Below are 19694 nucleotides of genomic sequence, written 5' to 3'. Positions count from 1 at the left end.
GTGGCCGCGGAACTGCACGACGCGCGCGCGGAGTTGCGCCGCGTCGAGGAGCGGGACACGGAGCCCGTCGCGATCGTCGCGATGGCCTGTCGCTTCCCGGGCGGGGTGGCCTCGCCCGAGGACCTGTGGCACCTGGTGGCCGAGGGGCGCGACGCGATCGGACCGCTGCCCACCGATCGCGGCTGGGACGTGGACGGGCTCGACGCCGTCGCCCAGAGCCGGGTGCGGCAGGGCGGATTCCTCGACCATGTGGCCGACTTCGACCCCGAGTTCTTCGGCATCTCGCCGCGCGAGGCGCTGGCGATGGACCCGCAGCAGCGCGTGCTGCTCGAAGTGGGCTGGGAGTTGTTCGAACGCGCCGGCCTGGACCGCGCCGCCGTGCGCGGCAGCCGTACCGGTGTCTTCGTCGGCGGCGGCTGGACCGGCTACGGCAGCGCCTTGGGCGAGGTGCCCGACGGCGTCGGCGACCACCTGGCCACGGGCACGATCATCAGCGTCCTGTCCGGCCGCCTAGCCTTCGTGTACGGGCTCGAAGGCCCCGCGGTGACCGTCGACACCGCGTGCTCGTCCTCGCTGGTCGCGCTGCACCTGGCCATCCGGGCGCTGCGCGGCGGCGAATGCACGATGGCGCTGGCCGGCGGGGTCACGGTGATGCCGCACATCGGCGTGTTCGGCGCGTCCGGCCGGCAGCACGGCATGGCACCGGACGGCCGATGCAAGGCCTTCGGCGCCGGCGCGGACGGCACCGGCTGGTCCGAGGGCGCCGGACTGCTCCTGCTGCAACGGCTCTCCGACGCGCGCCGTGCCGGCCGGCGGGTACTCGCCGTGGTGCGCGGCAGTGCGGTCAACCAGGACGGCGCCGGCAGCGGCCTGACCACGCCCAACGGCTCCGCGCAACGCCGGGTGATCCGGCAGGCGTTGGCCGACGCCCGGCTCGCCCCGGACGACATCGACGCGGTCGAGGCGAGCGCCACCGGCACCCCCCTCGGCGACCCGATCGAGGCCGGGGCCCTGCTGGCCGGCTACGGGTCGGGCCGCGACCCCCGGAAACCCCTGTGGCTCGGCTCCCTCAAGTCCAACGTGGGCCACACCCAGGCCGCCGCCGGCGTCGCGGGCGTGATCAAGACGGTCATGGCGCTGCGCCACGGCGTGCTGCCCAAAACACTGCACGCGGACGAGCCGACGCCGCACGTGGACTGGTCGGCCGGCACCGTACGCCTGCTGACCGAGGCGCGGACGTGGCCCGACACCGGCGAACGGCCGCGCCGGGCCGGGGTTTCGTCCTTCGGGATCAGCGGAACCAACGCGCACGTCATCGTGGAGCAGGCGCCGGACGAGCCCGAGTTCGGACCGGAGCGGATCGCGGTCGTGAACAGGCCGCCGGCGCCCTGGGTGTTGTCGGCGCGCGACGAGGAGGGGCTGCGCGCACAGGCGGAACGACTGGCGGCCCGGGTCGCCGCCGAGCCCGATCTTGTACTCGACGACGTCGCCTACTCGCTGGCCACCACCAGGACGGCACTGGCCTGCCGCGCCGCGCTGACCGCCGCCGACCTCGACGGCTTCACCGCTCGGCTACGGGCCCTGGCCGCCGGTGAGGGGACGGTCGCCATGGCCGCACGGGACCCGCGTCCGGTCTTCGTCTTCCCGGGTCACGGTCCGTCGTACCGGACCGACCCGTTCCGGGAACTGCTCGACACATGCCCGGAGTTCGCCGCGACCATCGCGGAGTGTCAGAGCGCGCTCGACCCCTGGGTCGACTGGTCGATCGCCGAGTTGTTGCGCGCGGCGGACGAGCGGGCGCCTGCCCGGGTCGACGTCGCCGAACCCCTGTCGTGGGCCGTGGCGGTCGCGCTCGCCCGGCTCTGGCAGGCGTACGGCGTGCGACCCGCCGCCGTGGTGGGCCACGGCCACGGCGAGATCGCCGCGGCCTGCGTCGCGGGCGGCCTGAGTCTGGGGGACGGCGCCAAGGTGGCCGCGCTGCGCGGACGGGCCCTGCACGAACTGGCCGGCACCGGCGGCATGAACGCGGTCGCGGTGTCGGACCACGCCCCGAACACGCCCCACGTGGAGGCGATCCGTGCCCGGCTGACGCGGGACCTGGCCGACCTCGCGCCGATGCCGACCACCGTGCCGTTCCACTCCTCGACGACCGGCACACCGGCGGACACCGCCGTGCTCGACGCCGACCACTGGTACGGGAATCCGCGACGGCAGATGCGTTTCGAGGACGCCGTCGGCAGCCTGTCGAGCGAGGGGCACAACGTCTTCATCGAGATCGGCGCCCACCCGGTCCGCACCACCGCGTGGGCCGGCACGATCGCCGCCGCCGACGTGCCGGCGGTCGTGCCGGGGATCTTCCCGCGCGGGGCGGACGGTTCCGGCGGCTTCGCCGAGGCCCTGGCCGCCGCGCACGTGCACGGGCTCGACGTCGACTGGCGGCACCTGTTCGACGGGTCGGCGGTGCCGCCGCGCCGGGTGGATCTGCCGACCTACGCGTTCCGGCGTCGGCGCTTTTGGCCGGCGACCGTCGGTGACGGGCAGGCCGGCGGCGGACATCCGCTGCTCGGCGCCCGACCCGCGCGACTGGCCGCCGGGCCGGCCGGCACCGACGGCGGCGCGCCGGTTCGCGGCAACTCCTCGACGGAGGACGGTGATCCGGACGCCGACCGCCTCGTTCGCGAGCTGCTCGCCCTCGACGCGCCGGCGCGCGAACGTGCGCTCACCCGACTGGTCCGGGCCCAGGCCGCGGCGGCCCTCGGCTACGACGCCGCCGAAGCCGTCGACCCGGACAGCCCGTTCAAGAACCTCGGCGTCGACTCCGTCATCGCCCTCGACCTGCGCAACCGCCTGGCCGCACACATCGGCCGGCACCTGCCCGCCACCCTCGTCTTCGACCACCCGACGGTCGTCGCGCTCGCCCGACACCTGGGCACCGAACTGTTCGCCCCCGAAGGCCGGTTCCCGACACGTCCGCTACCGGCCCCGGCCGGCGTCGACCACGAACCGCTCGCCATCGTCGGCATGGCCTGCCGTTTCCCGGGCGGCGTCGGCTCGCCCGAGGACCTGTGGCGCATGCTGGCCGACGGCCGCGACGGACTGACCGACTTCCCCACCGACCGAGGATGGCCGCTCGACGGGCTCTACCACCCCGATCCCGACCACCCCGGCACCAGCTACGTGCGCTCGGGCGGCTTCGTCGAGCACGCGACCGACTTCGACGCGGGCTTCTTCGGCATCTCGCCGCGCGAGGCGTTGGCGATGGACCCGCAACAGCGCCTCCTCCTGGAGACCTCCTGGGAGGTGTTCGAACGGGCCGGGATCGACCCCGCCACCCTGCGCGGTTCGGACACCGGCGTGTTCGTCGGCGCCGTCGACATCGGCTACCCCACTGGAATGCACGTACCCGACGCACTCGGCGGCTACCTCGGCACCGGGAACGCCGCGAGCGTCGCCTCCGGCCGCCTCGCCTACACCTTCGGCCTGGAGGGGCCGGCGATCACGGTCGACACGGCCTGCTCGTCCTCGCTGGTCGCACTGCACCTGGCCGGTCGGGCGCTGCGTGGCGGCGAATGCTCCATGGCGCTGGCCGGCGGTGTCACGGTGTACGCCAACCCCGCGGCGTTCGTGGAGTTCAGCCGGCAGCGGGTGCTCGCCGCCGACGGCCGGTGCAAGCCGTTCGCGGCCGCCGCCGACGGTACCGGCTGGTCCGAGGGCATCGGCATGCTGCTCATCGAACGACTGTCCGACGCGCGCCGCAACGGCCACCGCGTCCTGGCGACCATCCTCGGCTCGGCCGTCAACCAGGACGGCGCGAGCAACGGTCTCACCGCGCCCCACGGACCCGCGCAACAACGGGTGATCCGGCAGGCGTTGGCGAACGCCCGGCTGACCGCGCGGGACGTGGACGCCGTCGAGGCACACGGCACCGGCACCGCCCTCGGCGACCCGATCGAGGCCCAGGCCCTGATCGCCACCTACGGCCGGGAACACCACGCGGACGAGCCGGTCCGGCTGGGCGCGCTCAAGTCCAACATCGGGCACACCGCCGCCGCCGCGGGCGTGGCCGGGGTGATCAAGATGGTGTTGGCGATGCGGCACGGCGTGGTGCCGAAGACGCTGCACGTCGATGCGCCGACGCCGCATGTGGACTGGTCGGCCGGCACGGTGGAGTTGTCGACCGAGGCGCGTCCGTGGCCGGAGACGGGCCGGCCGCGTCGGGCCGCCGTGTCGTCGTTCGGGATCAGCGGGACGAACGCGCACGCCGTGCTCGAATACCACCCGCCCGAGCCGGCCGACCCGCCGGGCGCCGACGCGCGGGTCGATCCGGGCGTACTGCCGTACCTGCTCTCGGCCAAAACACCCCAGGCGCTCGCCGCCCAGGCCGAACGACTGCACGCGCACCTCACCGCCGAAGGCGCCGGGATCGCCCCGGCCGACCTTGCCGCCGCGCTGGCCGCCGGCCGCGCCGCACTGGAGCATCGGGCGGTGGTGACGGTCGCGGACCGGGCCGAGTTGCTGGCCGGCCTTGCCGCCCTCGCGGCGGCAGACCCGATCGGCACCGTGACCGTCGGCTGTGCACGAGCGGATCGCCGACCGGTGTTCCTCTTCGGCGGACAGGGCGGTCAGCGAGTCGGGATGGGGCGCGAACTACACGCCGCCCAGCCGGTGTTCGCGGCGGCCTTCGACGAGATCGTGGCCGCGCTGGACGACCGGCTGTCCGGGCACGTGGCGTATTCGGTGCGGGACGTGGTCTTCGGGACGAAGGGCACCGAAGGGCTCTTGGACGAGACGGTGTTCGCCCAGGCCGGGTTGTTCGCGGTGGAGTGCGCGCTGTTTCGACTGGTCGAATCGTTCGGCGTGCGGCCGGAGTTCCTGCTCGGGCACTCGATCGGGGAGTTGGCCGCCGCACACGTCGCCGGTGTGTGGTCGCTCGCGGACGCGGCGACGGTCGTGGCGGCGCGTGGGCGGTTGATGCAGGCGCTGCCGGCGGGTGGGGCGATGGTCGCGGTGCAGGCCACGGAGGACGAGGTTCGCAGCGCCCTGGACGGGCGGGGCGCGGTAGGTGTGGCCGCCGTCAACGGGCCCACGTCCGTGGTGGTTTCCGGGGACGAGGACGCCGTACTGGCGGTCGCCGCACGCTTCGCGGAGCAGGGTCGGCGGACCAGGCGGCTCCGGGTCGGTCATGCCTTCCACTCGGCGCGGATGGAGCCGATGCTGGCCGATTTCCGTGCCGTGCTGGCGGGCGTCTCCTACGCCGACCCGCGGATCCCGGTGTTGTCCAACCTCACCGGCACGGTCGCCGACGACGGCGAGTTGGCGAGCCCGGAATATTGGCTGCGCCAGGTACGCGAGCCGGTCCGCTTCGCCGACTGCGTCGCGTCGGTGCGGGCTTCGGGCGATCTTGTACTGGTCGACGTCGGGCCCGACGGGACGTCCATCGCGATGGCCCGCGAATGCCTCGGCCCGGTTGTCCGGACGCCGCCCGCCGAGACGCCGACCGTCGCGCTGCTGCGCCGAGACAGGCCGGAACGGGCCACTTTCACGGCCGCCCTGGGTGCGCTGCACGCACACGGGACACCCGTCGACTGGTCCGCCCTGCTCACCGGGCGCGGCGCGGCGGTCGACCTGCCCACTTACCCGTTCCAGCGACAACGCTACTGGCTCGACCCGCTGCCCGACGCGCGCACGACCGGCGACCCGGACGGGTGGCGGTATCGCGCCGAATGGATCCCGTGGACCGAACGATCCGACGCCGAACCGACCGGGACCTGGCTCGTGGTGAGCCATCCGACCAGCCCGTACACGGACGCCTGCGTGCAAGCGCTCGAACGGCGCGGTGCCGCCGTGACCCGGCTTCGGGTCGACGCGACGGAGTGCGACCGCGGCGTGCTCGCCGAGCGCCTGCGCCGCCACGGCCGGCTCGACGGTGTGCTCTCGCTGTTGTCCGACCTGCCCGGCGGACCCGGCGACCTGCCGGGACTCACCCACGGCCTGGCGGCCACCCTCGCCCTCGTCCGGGCGTTCGCCGACACCCGACCCGGAGGCAGATTGTGGTGCCTGACCTCCGGCGCGGTATCCGTCGCGGAGCGCGACCCGCTCGGCTCCGCCGATCAGGCCGAAATCTGGGGATTCGGCCGCACCGCCGCGCTCGAACTGCCCGGCCTGTGGGGCGGTCTCGTGGATCTGCCCGACGGTACGCGGCCCACGGTCGACACCGTCACGGAGGAGGCCGACGCCGTCGACGTCCGGTCCCGGCTCGCCGACGTGCTCGCACAGGGCGCCGAGGACCAGGTGGCGATCCGTGCCGACGGCGTCCACGTCCGTCGCCTGGTCCGCGCGCCCGCAACCACCCGCACCGCCGACCGGCCCTGGCAGCCCACCGGCACGGTACTGATCACCGGCGGCACCGGCGGCCTCGGCGCACACGTGGCGCGCTGGGCGGCGGGCGCGGGCGCGGAGCGGGTGGTCCTGGCCGCGCGTCGGGGTGCGCGGACCCCCGGGGCGGAAGATCTCGCGGCCGAACTGTCCGGCCTCGGCGTCGCCGTACTGATCGAGAGTTGCGACACGGCCGACCGGCACGCCGTGGAGCGTCTGGTCGAGCGGATCGACGCCGACGGGCCGCCGCTGAGCGCGGTGGTGCACGCCGCCGGAGTGGCCCAGGCGGCCCTGATCGCGGACACCGATCCGGTCGAGGCGGCGCGCGTCATCGCGGGCAAGGCCGCCGGCGCCGCCCACCTGGACGCCGTGCTGGGCGAGCGCCCACTGGCGGCGTTCGTGCTCTTCTCCTCGATCGCCGGCATCTGGGGCAGCGGCGGCCAGGGCGTCTACGCGGCCGCCAACGCACACCTCGACGCGCTCGCCCGGGACCGGCGCGCCCGCGGCCTGGTGGCCACGTCGATCGCCTGGGGCCCGTGGGCCGGGGGCGGCATGGTCGAGCAGGCCGACGGGGACCGGCTCGCCCGGCTCGGCCTGCGCGCGATGGACCCGCAGGCCGCGGTGGCCGCGATGGCCCGTGCGGTGGGCCGCGGCGACGCCGATGTGGTCGTCGCCGACGTCGACTGGCCTGCCTTCGCCGCGAGTTTCACCTCGTCGCGCCCGAGCCCGCTGCTCCGCGGCCTGCCCGAGGTCGACGCCGCCCTCGCGGCACCGGCGGCCGGCGCCGGCGCGGCGGACCCGGGCCTGATCGGGCGGCTGGCCGTTGCGGGACCGGCGGAACGCGAGGCGATCCTGCTCGACCTCGTACGCGGCCAGGTCGCGGCCGTCCTGGGCCACACCTCGGCGGGGCGGATCCGGGCCGACCAGGCGTTCGACGACCTGGGCTTCGACTCGCTGACCGCCGTCGACCTGCGCGACCGGCTCGGTCGGGCGACCGGCGTCGAGCTGCCGAGCACGCTGGTGTTCGACCACCCGACACCCGTCGACCTGGCCGCCCGACTGCGGGCCGCGCTGACCGCCGGCGACGAATCGGTGCTCGCCCCGGTGCTGGCCGAACTCGACGACCTGGAGGCCGCGTTCGGCCGGGTCGCCGACGAGGACCCGCAGATCCGGGCCCGGGTCGCGCTGCGCATGCGACGTTTCGTCGAACGGCTCGGCGCCCTCGACCGGGACGACATCGCGGCCCCCGACGAAGCCGGAGTCGAGGCCGCCTCCGACGACGAACTGTTCGCGTTGCTCGACCACCATCTCGAAACCCCCGGGCACACCCCGAAAGGTGACCACTCATGAGCGGCGGCGAGGACCGACTCCGGGACTACCTCAAGCGCGCGACGGTCGACCTCCGGCGGGCCCGCGCCCGCATCGCCGAGTTGGAGCGACCACCCGAGCCGATCGCCGTGATCGGCATGGCCTGCCGCTACCCCGGCGGCGTGCGCTCGCCCGAGGATCTGTGGCGGCTGGTCGCCGACGGGGTGGACGCGGTGGGCGGCTTCCCGAACGATCGGGGCTGGGCGGTGGACGAGCTTTACCACCCCGATCCCGAACACCGGGGCACCAGTTATACGCGCGAGGGCGGATTCGTGGCCGGCGCGGGCGAGTTCGACCCCGGCTTCTTCGGGATCTCGCCGCACGAGGCGCTGGTCATGGATCCGCAGCAGCGGCTGCTCCTGGAGACCTCGTGGGAGGCGTTCGAACGGGCCGGGATCGATCGGATCGCCCTGAAGGGCAGTTCGACCGGAGTCTTCGTCGGCGGCACCCCCAGCGGCTACGGCTTCGGGGTCGAGCGCCTGCCCGACGGGGTCGAGGGATACACCCTCACCGGCGGGGCCGGCAGCGCGATGTCGGGCCGGGTGTCCTACGTGCTCGGCCTCGAAGGCCCGTCGGTGACCGTGGACACCGCGTGTTCGTCCGCGCTGGTGGCGCTGCACCTCGCCGTGCAGGCGCTGCGCGGCGGCGAGTGCACGATGGCGCTCGCGGGCGGGGCGAGCGTGATCGTGAACCCCGCCGTCTTCGTCGAGTTCAGCCGGCAGGGCGTGTTGTCCGCCGACGGCCGGTGCAAGTCGTTCGCCGCCGCGGCCGACGGCACCGGGTGGGCCGAGGGGGTCGGGATGCTCCTGGTCGAACGGTTGGGCGACGCGCGCCGCAGGGGGCACCCGGTACTGGCCGTGGTACGCGGCAGCGCGGTCAACCAGGACGGCGCGAGCAACGGCCTCACCGCCCCCAACGGCCCCGCGCAACGACGGGTGATCGAGGCGGCGTTGGCGAACTCGGGCCTGGCCCCCGCCGACATCGACGCGGTGGAGGCGCACGGTACCGGCACCCGGCTGGGCGACCCGATCGAGGCCCGGGCGCTGATCGCCACGTACGGCGGCGGCCGGGACCCCGAACGGCCGCTGTGGATCGGCTCGGTGAAATCCAACATCGGACACACCGCCGCCGCCGCGGGCGCCGCCGGGGTCATCAAGATGGTGATGGCGATGCGCCACGGCGTGCTGCCCGGGACGCTGCACGTGGATGCGCCGACACCGCACGTCGACTGGACCGCGGGCACCGTCGAAGTACTCACCGAGGCCAGGCGTTGGCCCGGCGACGGAACACCGCGCCGCGCCGGCGTGTCGTCCTTCGGGATCAGCGGTACCAATGCGCATCTGATCCTCGAACAGGCCCCCGAGGCGGCTCCGGCCACCGACGGGGAAGGCACACCCGGCGCACCGGTGCTGGTCGACCCCGCCGTGCTGCCGTTCGTCCTGTCCGCGGACAGCCCCGAGGGCCTGCGGGCCCAGGCCGCGCGCCTGGCCGCCCACCTGGAAACGGACGCCGGCCGGGACGCCACGCCGGCCGACCTGGTCCACTCCCTGCACGCCACCCGATCCGCCCTGGACCACCGCGCCGTGATCCGGGTCGAGGACCGCGACCGACTCCGGAAGGTGCTGGCGGGCCTCGCCGCCGGCACCCCGACCGCCGCGGTGACCAAGGGCCAGGCCCGATACGGCGAACGCGTCGTGTTCGTCTTCCCCGGCCAGGGCTCCGAGTGGGTCCGGATGGCGGTCGAACTGCTCGACCACGCACCGGTGTTCGCCGCGCAGATCGCGGCGTGTCAGCAGGCCCTCGCCCCGTACATGGACTGCCGCCTCGAAGAGTGGTTGCGCGCCGACGCCGACACCGCACAGCCATGGTTGACCCGCATCGACGTACTGCCGGTGGTGTTGTGGGCGGTGATGATCGCCCTGGCCGAACTGTGGCGCGCCTGCGGTGTCGAACCCGCCGCCGTGGTCGGCCACTCGCAAGGGGAGATCGCCGCCGCCTACATCGCGGGCGCCCTGACCCTGGCCGACTCCGCGAAGATCGTCGCCCTGCGCAGCCGAACCGTCGTGGCACTGGCCGGCCGCGGCGGCGTGCTCTCCGTCGGTGAACCCGCCGCCCGGGTCGCCACACGGTTGGCACGGTGGCCCGGCCGGTTGTCGATCGCCGTGCTCAACGGCCCCGTCTCCACCGGGGTCTCCGGCGACGCCGCCGCCCTCGACGAACTCTCGGCGGAATACACGGCCGAGGGCATCCGCCACTGGCGCATTCCCACCACCTACGCCTCGCACAGCCCCCAGGTGGAGGAGATCCGCGACCGGCTGGTCGATGTCCTCGCCGGGATCGAACCGCGCCCGGCCCGCATCCCGTTCCACTCGACGGTCACCGCCGGCCGGCACGACACCGCCGACCTCGACGCCGACTACTGGTACCGCAACCTGCGGCACACCGTGCGCTTCGAGGAGACGGTTCGCAACCTGGTCGACGCCGGACACACCGCCTTCGTCGAGATCAGCCCGAATCCCCTGCTGGTCCCGGTCATCGAGCAGATGCTGGACGAAACGGACCGCACCGCCGTCGTGCTCGGCACACTGCGCCACGGCCGGCCGGACATGGCCCGATTCCTCGGCTCGCTCGCCGAAGCCCACGTGCACGGGCTGCCGGTCGCGTGGGACGCGGTCCTGGGTGCCGACTTCGGCCGGCGGGTGCCGCTGCCGACCTATGCGTTCCGACACCGGCACTACTGGCTGGAGTCCGGCGGCGGCCGGGCCGGCGCGGACGAGGCCGGGCTCGCCCCCGTCGACCATCCGCTGCTGCGCGCCGGCACCACGTTGTCCGACCTCGGCCGGTCGGTGCTGACCGGGTCGATCTCGGCGCGTACGCACCCCTGGGTCGCGGAACACGCCGTCGGCGACACCGCCGTGCTGCCCGCAACGGCCCTGGTGGAGCTGGCGCTCCGGGCGGCCGACGAGGTGGGCTGTGGCCGCGTGGACGAACTCGACCTCGACGCACCGCTGATCCTGCCGCCGACGCGTGGAGTACGGCTACAGGTCGTGGTGGGCCCACCGGACGAGACAGGCCGTCGCGAACTCACCGTGCACTCCCGCCCGGTGGGCAACGGCACTGCGGATGAAAAGGGTTGGCAGCGCAACGCCACCGCCGTGCTCGATCCGCGTGGCCCCGCCGCGGACTTCGACCTCACCACCTGGCCGCCGGCCGATGCCGTCGCGGCCGACACCGATGCCGTCCGGGACCGGGCTCGGGCCGTCGGCTGGGCGTACGGGCCCGCCTTCCAGGGCCTGGAGCAGGTCTGGCGGGTGGGCGAGGAGGTGTACGCGGAGGTCGCGCTGGGGGAGCGGGAGCGCGCCGAGGCCGGGCGCTACGGTCTGCATCCGGTGCTGCTCGACCTCGCGCTCCAGGCGTACGACCGGGCCGACCCGGATGATGCGCACGACGGGGTTTTGCTGCCGTGGGCCTGGCACGGCGTCTCGCTGCACGCCTCGGGAGCGCGGCGGCTGCGTGTACGGCTCGTCCCGCGGGGCGCGGACGCGGTCACCATGCTGGTGGCCGATGCCACGGGTGTTCCGGTGTTGCGCGCCGAGTCCGTCGAGGTGCGCCGGGTCCGGGTCGAGCGGGCGGTCGGCACCGATGCTCCGCGCGGCCCCGCCCGGGGACCGGCTCGGCGGGTGGCGGTGGACGACGCGACGGGCTCGGGGCTCTCGCTCGGGCGGCGGTTGTCCGGACTGTCCGCGGCGGACCGCGAGGACGCCCTCGTCGACCTGGTCCGCGCGCAGGTGGCCGCGGTCCTTGGCCATGGGTCGGCGGGCGCGGTGGATCCGGATCGGGCCTTCCGCGACCTCGGCTTCGAGTCGGTCACCGCCGTGGAACTGCGCAACCGCCTCACCGCCGACACCGGACTGCGGCTGCCCGCGACGTTGGTTTTTGACTACCCCACATCCGTCGACCTGGCGCGTCGGCTGCTTGCGGATCTGGCTCCGGAACCGGCCGAGGAGCCGCCTTTTGGCCCGGCGGAGTCGGACACATCCGGCGTCGGCGGCACGCCCGCCCACGACCGCACCGAGGAGGCGGTGGCGTCGATCGCGCGGATGGACGCCGACGAACTCGTGCGCCTCGCGCTCGACGGGCTCGAGGACTGACGGCGGGGCCGGCCTCTCGGGGCCGGCCCCGCCGGGTCGTCATCCCGCGAGCGCGGGCGGAGTACGGCGCGACGTCACCCGGATGCGCCCAGCCAGTACGGCTCGCGTTGGAACGGGTAGGTCGGCAGGTCGATCCGCCGGGCGGGTACGTCCCGGAACAGCGCGGCGGGGTCCGGGGCGGCACCGGCCGCGTACAACCTGGCCACCGCCAGCGCCACAGCACGAGAGGCGGGCAGCGTGTCCGACAGTAGGCACACCGCCCCCGGCCGGTCCCGGCCGCAGGCGCCGAGCACCACGAGGAGGTCGGTGCCGAGTGTCCCGGTCGCGGCGTCGGACCCCTCACCCGAGCCACCGGCGCTGCCCACCACGTCCGCGCCGCCCGCCGCGCCGGCGCCGCCCACCGCACCGGCGAGCAGCGCGGCTGCGTCGAGGCGCGTGCCGCCGTCCGCCGCCAGGACCGGAATGCGCGGTGCCGCGACCGCGCGGTCGTTCGGGTCGGCGATGCCCCGGGCGGCCACGGCGGCGGCCTGACGCAGGGTCAGGCTGCCGCCGAGATGGGCGGCGGCGAGCCGGCCCGCGCCGCGCCCGGCGACGGCGTCCGGGCGCAGCCCCAGGTCCTCCAGAAGCCGGTACGCGGCGACGTGTGCCGCGAACGCGGCGGCGCCGCCGTGCGGTTCGGCGTCCTTGCCCGGCGTGGGCAGCGGTCGATCCAGGTGGGGGGCGAGGGCGTGGGCGGCCTCGTCCCAGGCATGCGCGTAGGCCGGGAACGCCGCGTAGAACTCGGCCTCGGCGGCGGGCGAGCGCTCCTCGGCGCCGGGCAGCAGCGCCACCAGGCGCGCGTCGTCGCCGGCGGCCCGGCCGGTGAGCACGGCGGGATGCGCGGTGCCGGCGGCCAACGCGGCCAGGGCGTCGAGGAGTTCGGCCCGCTCCGTCACCTGGATCGCGGCGCGTTGCTCGAACACGGTGCGGGTGGTGGCCAGCGCCCGGGCCACTTCGGCCGGGGTGACAGTGTCGGGGCCGGCCGCCAGGTGCTCGCGCAGCCGGCGGGCCTGTGCGGCCAGCGCGGGTGCGGTGCGGGCCGACAGCAGACAGGGCGGCGAGGACGATCCGGCCTCGGCTACCGGCGTCGTGGGCTCCTCGGGCGGCTGCTCCAGGATGAAGTGCACCTTGGTGCCGTTGCCGCCGAACGAGGACACCCCGGCGCGGCGCGGCCGTCCGGTCTCCGGCCACGGCATTGCCCGGTGGGGCAGCGCGATGCCGCTGTGCTCCCAATCGACGTCGGGCAGCGGCTCGGCGGCGTGCAACGCCTCGGGTACGACGCCGTGTCGCATCGCCAGGATCGTCTTGATCACGCCGACCACCCCCGACGCGGCGTGGGGGTGGCCGATGTTGGCCTTGACGCTGCCCACCCACAGGGGCCGGTCGGCGGGACGGTGCCGGCCGTACGCGTCGATGATCGCCTCGGCCTCGACGGCGTCGCCGAGCGGCGTTCCGGTGCCGTGCGCCTCGACCACGTCGATGTCGGCCGGCCCGAGCCCGGCCTCGGCGAGCGCCAGTCGCATCACCCGGCTCTGCGACGGGCCGTGCGGTGCGGTCAGCCCGTTGCCGGCGCCGTTGTGGTTCAGCGCCGAGCCGCGGATCACCGCGAGTTCCGGGTGCCCGCGGCGGCGGGCCTCGGAGCGGCGTTCGACGATCAGTACGCCGGCGCCCTCGCCCCACCCGGTACCGTCGGCGGCGGCCGAAAACGACTTGCACCGGCCGTCGGGCGCGATGCCGCCGAGGTTGTCGAAGGCGGCCGGGAAGGCCAGTACGGTCACCCCGCCGACCACCGCGGAGTCGCACTCGCCGCGCCGCAGCGCCTGGCAGGCCAGGTGCAGGGCGACACCCGAGGACGAACAACCGGTGTCGACGGCGAGCGTGGGCCCCTCCAGACCGAACGTGTAGGCCACCCGGGCGCAGGCGAACGTCGGGCCGGAGCCGGAGGACACGTAGGGCCGGCTCGCCGGCGGCACCGCCCCCGGGTCGGAGACATAGTTCTGGTGGAAGGTGCCCAGGTAGGCCCCGACGCGGCCGGCGTCCACCCGCCGGGGGTCCTGCCCGGCGCGCTCCCACGCCTCCCACGCCAGTTCCAACAACAACCGCTGCTGGGGGTCTATCACCAGCGCCTCGTCCGGCCCGATGTCGAAGAACGCCGGGTCGAAGCCCGAGGCGCCGGAGATGAACCCGCCCTCGGGCAGCAGGCCGACGCCGGGCATGGCGTCGATCAGGGTGGCGAACCGGTCCCGATTCCAGCCGCGGTCGTGCGGCGCGGGTCCGATCGCGTCGCCGCCGGCCGCCAGCAACTCCCAGAGCGCTTCCGGTGATTCGATGCCGCCGGGAAGACGGCAGCTCATCCCGACGACGACCACCGGATCGTCCTCGCCGACCGGCTCGGCGCGACGGCGTGCGGCGCCGACCGGGGCGGGTTCGTCCGTATCCCCGGTGAGTCGGGTGCGCAGGTGTCGGGCGACGGCGCCGGGGGTGGGGTGGTCGTAGATCAGGCCGACCGGCAGGCGCAGTCCGGTGCCGGCGGCCAGCCGGTTGCGCAGGTCGACGGCGTTGAGCGAGTCGAAGCCCAGTTCGCGGAAGGGCCGCCCGGGGCCGACGGCGTCGCCGTCGGCGTGGCCGAGGACGGCGGCGGCCTGGGCGCGGACGAGGTCGAGCAGGATCCGGGTGCGCTCGGCGGGCGGCACGGCGGCCAGTCGGGCCGCGAGGCCCGCGCCGTCGTCCACGCCCGTGCCCGTGCCCGCGCCGGCGGCGCGGCGCAGCGGGGCGCGGATCAGGCCGCGGTACAGCGGCGGCGGGGCGCTGCCGGCGAGTCGGCGGGCGAAGGTGTCGAGGTGGATGCGCAGCGGTACGAACAGCGCGGTGTCGGTGCGCAGCGCGGCGTCGACGACGGCCATGCCCTCCGCGGTCGACAGGGCTAGGACCCCGGCATCGGCCATGCGCTCCCGGTCGGCGCTCGACATGCGGCGGGTCAACTCGCTCAGCTCCGCCCACGGGCCCCAGGCCAGCGAGGTGGCGGGCAGGCCGTGTGCGCGGCGGCGGGCGGCCAGGGCGTCCAGGAAGGTGTTGGCGGCGGCGTAGTTGGCCTGCCCGGGGGTGCCGAGTACGCCAGCGGCCGAGGAGTAGAGCACGAACGCGGCCAGGGGCGCGTCGCGGGTGAGTTCGTCGAGGTGCGCGGCGGCGTCCACCTTGGGGCGGAAGACGGCGGCGAGGCGCTCGGGGGTCAGCGCGTCCACGACGGTGTCGTCGACGGCCGCCGCGGTGTGCACGACGGCGGTGAGGGGGTGCTCCGCCGGGATGGCGGCCAGGACGGCGGCGAGCGCGTCCCGGTCGGCGGCGTCGCACGCGGCGATGGTGACGTGGGCGCCGGACTCGCGCAGCGCGGCGGCCAGTTCGTCGGCGCCGGGGGCGGTGGGGCCGCGTCGGCTGAGCAGGGCCAGGTGCCGGATGCCGTGACGGGACACCAGGTGGCGGGCCACGAGTGCGCCGAGGGTGCCGGTGCCCCCGGTGATCAGCACGGTGCCGTTCGGGTCGAGCGGGGTGTGTTCGGGTGCGGGTGTCGTGGTGGCCCTGCCGAGCCTGGGTGCGCGAAGCCTGCCGTCGCGGACCACCAGCCGGGGTTCGTCGACGGCCAGGGCGGTACGGAGCAGATCGGCGGGTATCGAGGTGGCGGGGTCGGCGTCGGTGCTCGCGTCGCCGTCGAGCAGCAGCAGGCGCCCGGGGTGCTCCGCGGCGGCCGAACCGACGAGTCCCCACAGGGGCGCGAGGTCCGGGTCCGGGATCTCGCCCGCGTGCACGGCGACCGCGGTTCGGGTGAGCAACACCAGTCGGCTGTCGGCGAGTCGGTCGTCGCGCAGGAACGCCTGTACGGTCGCCAGGACGGCGCGGGTGGTGGCCTCGGGGCCGCCGTCGCCGGTCGGGATCGGGGCGACGACGACGTCCGGGAGGGGGGCGCCCGCGGCGACGGCGGCGCTCAACTCGCCCTGGTCGCGGTATACCCGAACCTCGGCGCCGGCGGTGCGCAGGGCGGCGGCGACGTGGTCGCGGACTTCGGTGAGCAGCGCCCACTCCCTCGGTGCGTCGTCGGGCGTCGCGGTCACCGGGGCCCACTCGACGCCGAACAGCAGGTCGGGCGGGAGCGACGTCGCCGGGTCGGCCGCGGCGACCCGCTCGAAGGCCACCGGGCCGAGGTCGGCGAGGGGTTGCCCGGCGGCGTCGGCGAGCGTCGCGGTGACCGTGCCGTCGGCGCCGGGACGAAGGTGGACGCGGGCGGCGTCGGCACCGACGGCGTGTACGGCGACCCGCCCGAGCGAGGTGGGCACCAGGTCGTGACCGCTGCCGTCGTCCGGGGTCGGTCGGGCGAGCCGCCAGGCCCGGAGCGCGGCGTCGAGCAGGGCGGGATGGATGCGGTAGCCCCGTACCTCGCGGGCGTCGGCGTCGAGCGTCACATCGGCGAACACCTCGTCGTCGCGCCGCCACAACCCGCGGATCACCGCCGCGTCGGACGCGCCCTCCCGGCCGGGCGGTACGAGCGTGTCGGCGTCGCGCGGCGGCCACTCGTGCTCCGCCGCGACCGGAGGCGGCGCCGGTTCCGCGAGGGCGGCGCCGGCGTAGCGGACCCAGCGGCCGTTCCCGACGTCGGGGTGGCGGGCGTGCACGGTGAGCGTACGGGCGGCCACGGTCACCTGGATCCGGGTGGCCCCCGTCGGGGACACCACCAACGGGCGGTCCAGGGTCAACGCCGCCACCGCGCCGCGCACTTCGTCGGCGGCGCGCACCGCCAACTCCGCCAACGTCCCGGCGCCGAGTGTGGGTATGCCGCGCGGATCGGGTCGCACACACGGGTCGAGGGCGCCGACGGCGCCGGTCAGGACGACCTCGTCGCGCTCGGCCGACTCCAGTACGGCACCGAGGATCGGGTGCTCGGCGGCATCCAGTCCGAGTGCGGCCGGCTCGCCGGCCGGGCCGCCCGGCAGCAGCCAGTAGCGGGTGCCCTGGAACGGGTAGGTGGGCAACTCCACGTCGGCCGTGTCGACTTCGGCGAACAGCGGACCGAGCTCGACCCGGGTGCCACGCACCGCCGCCTCGGCCAGCGAGGTACGAAACCGCAGCAGGGAATCGTCGTCGCGGCGCAGCGTCGCGACGACGACGGCATCCGCCTCGGTGCTCTCGATGCACTCCTCGACGGCCGCCGTGAGCACCGGATGCGGCCCCATCTCGACGAACACACCGTGTCCGTGTTGCTGGAGCAGTGCTCGCACACCCTGCTCCAGCAACACGGGCCGGCGCAGATTGCGGTACCAGTAGTCGGCGTTCAGATGTGTGGTGTCGATCCAGTCGCCGGTGACGGTGGACCACATCGGCACCTCGCCGTCGCCGGGCGCGATGTCCGCGAGTTCGGCGATCAGTTGCTCGCGAACCGCCTCGACCTGCGGCGAGTGCGAGGCGTAGTCGGCCGGGATGCGGCGCACCCGCACACCGTCGGCCTCGCAGGCCCGGACGAAGGTGTCGAGCCGGTCCGGCAGGCCGGAAACCACGGTGGAGCGAGGGCCGTTGTGGGCGGCGACGGACAGTTCGGTACCGGTGTCGGCGATCCGGGCCGAGACCTCGTCGGCGGGCAGGGCGACCGAGGCCATCGCGCCGCGACCGGCCAACGCGGCCACCGCCCGGCTGCGCAGCGCGACGACCTTGGCGCCGTCGGCCAGGGACAACGCGCCGGCGACGCAGGCCGCGGCGATCTCGCCCTGGGAGTGGCCGAGTACGGCGGCCGGCCGCACACCGTGGTCCTGCCACAGCCGGGCGAGGGAGACCATGACCGCCCACAGCGCCGGCTGTACGAGGTCGACCCGGGCAAGCGCGGCCCCGTCGTCCAGGATCCGACCGAGCGGCCGGTCCAGCCACGGTGCCAGGGCTTCCTCGCACGCGGCCAAGTGGGCGGCGAACGCCGGGCATTCCTCGCGCAGTCGGGTCGCCATCCCGGCCCACTGGGAGCCCTGTCCGGGGAAGACGAAGACCACCTTGCCGCGGACGGTGGCCGCCCCCTCGACCAACAGCGGTGACACGGCGCCGGATCCGAGCGCGCGCAGCGGCTCGAAGGCCCCGTCGAGGTCGTCGACCAGGACCACCGCCCGATGCTCGAACGCGGCCCGGCGACGGGCCAGCGCGGCGCCGACCGCGACGGGGTCCGGCCGGGGATCACGCGCGCACCACTCGGCCAGTTGCCCCGCGCGGGCCCGCAGCGCCTGCGGGGTGGCCGCCGACAACAACCACGGCACCGGTCCGCTGTTCAGCGGACCGTCGGGCCGCCGCTCCCGGGGTCCGGCCGGCGACGGATCGTCGGCGGGGTCGGCCTGTTCGAGCACGACGTGCGCGTTGGTGCCGCTGACCCCGAACGAGGAAACCGCGGCGCGGCGCGGCCGGTCGGTGTGCGGCCACGGGTGGGCCTCGTCGGCGAGCCGGACGTCGCCGGCCGACCAGTCGATGTGCGGCGAGGGCGCGTCGATGTGCAGGGTGCGCGGTACCTGCCCGTGGCGCAGCGCCAGGACGGCCTTGATCACCCCCGCGACCCCCGCCGCGCCCTGGGCGTGGCCGATGTTGGACTTGACCGACCCGAGCCACAACGGCCGTTGCGGATCGCGTCCCTGCCCGTAGGTGGCCAGCAGGGCCTGTGCCTCGATCGGGTCGCCGAGTGCGGTGCCGGTGCCGTGTGCCTCGACGAGGTCGATCTGATCGGGTGTCAGTCCGGCGTCGGCGAGGGCGGCCTGGATCACCCGCTGCTGGGACGGGCCGTTGGGCGCGGTCAGTCCGTTCGACGCGCCGTCCTGGTTGACCGCCGAACCGCGCAGCACGGCCAGCACCCGGCGGCCGTTGCGGCGGGCGTCCGACAGCCGCTCCACCAGCAACAGGCCCGCGCCCTCGGCCCACGCGGTCCCGTCGGCCGCGGCGGCGAAGGGTTTGCAGCGGTTGTTCGGGGCGAGCAGGGCCTGGTCGCCGAAGCCGTGGAAGATGGCGGGGGAGGCCATCACGGTGACCCCGCCGGCCAGGGCCAGCGAACATTCGCCGGAGCGCAGCGCCCGAACCGCCAGGTGCAGTGCGACGAGAGAGGAGGAACAGGCGGTGTCCACCGTGACCGCCGGGCCCTCGAGGCCGTAGACGTAGGAGAGCCGGCCCGAGAGCACGCTGCTGGACGCGCCGCTGAGCAGGTAGGTGGCCACTCCCTCGGGCACCTCGGCGACGCCGTTGCCGTAGTTGCTGACCGTGGCGCCGACGAAGACGCCGGTGGAGCTGTGCTTGAGCGAGGCGGGCACGATGCCGGCGTTCTCCAGGACCTCCCAGGAGGTCTCCAGGAGCAGCCGCTGCTGGGGGTCCATCGCCAGCGCCTCGCGGGGCGAGATGCCGAAGACGGAGGCGTCGAAGAGGTCCGCGCCGTCGAGGAATCCGCCCTGGAGGTGCGGGCCGATCCCGAGCCCGGCCGCGGCGAAGTCGAGCAACTGCCTCTCCCAGCCGCGATCGTCGGGCGGATCGCCGATGGTGTCGACGCCGTCGACGAGCACCCGCCACAGGTCCCGGGGGGAGGACACCGACCCGGGCAGGCGGCAGCCCATCCCGACGATCGCGATCGGCTCGCCGGTGGAGGCGGTCAGTTCCGCGTTGTGCGCACGCAGCCGTTCGTTCTGCGTCAGAGCCGCCCGAAGCGCCTCGACGAGCCGATCTGAAGGGGCATTGGCACGCGGGGATGTGGCACTCACGCCGAAC

Annotated in this window: 2 protein-coding genes and 1 pseudogene; 2 read left to right on the top strand and 1 reads right to left on the bottom strand. The window is 75.0% G+C overall.

Annotated elements, in window-relative coordinates; translation table 11 throughout:
* Both ACH4XV_RS45900 and ACH4XV_RS45895 read left to right on the top strand, forming a co-directional pair.
* Complete coding sequence (locus tag ACH4XV_RS45900; protein ID WP_395800151.1) at window positions 1-7725, top strand: SDR family NAD(P)-dependent oxidoreductase; 7725 nt, start codon at window positions 1-3, stop codon at window positions 7723-7725.
* Between the two features lie 2 nt (window positions 7726-7727).
* Window positions 7728-11894: pseudogene (locus ACH4XV_RS45895) on the top strand (type I polyketide synthase); the annotation flags it as partial.
* Window positions 11895-11968: 74 nt separating this feature from the next.
* On the opposite strand, the gene ACH4XV_RS45890 reads toward ACH4XV_RS45895, so the two are convergent.
* Entirely contained in the window at window positions 11969-19687 is a 7719-nt protein-coding gene (locus ACH4XV_RS45890; RefSeq protein WP_395800141.1) for an SDR family NAD(P)-dependent oxidoreductase, read from the bottom strand.
* Between the last annotated feature and the right edge of the window lie 7 nt (window positions 19688-19694).

Source organism: Embleya sp. NPDC020630 (assembly GCF_044334985.1).
GTDB lineage: Bacteria > Actinomycetota > Actinomycetes > Streptomycetales > Streptomycetaceae > Embleya.
The sequence above is the reverse complement of the archived record's forward strand: the minus strand, read 5'-3'. Positions and strand labels throughout refer to the sequence as shown.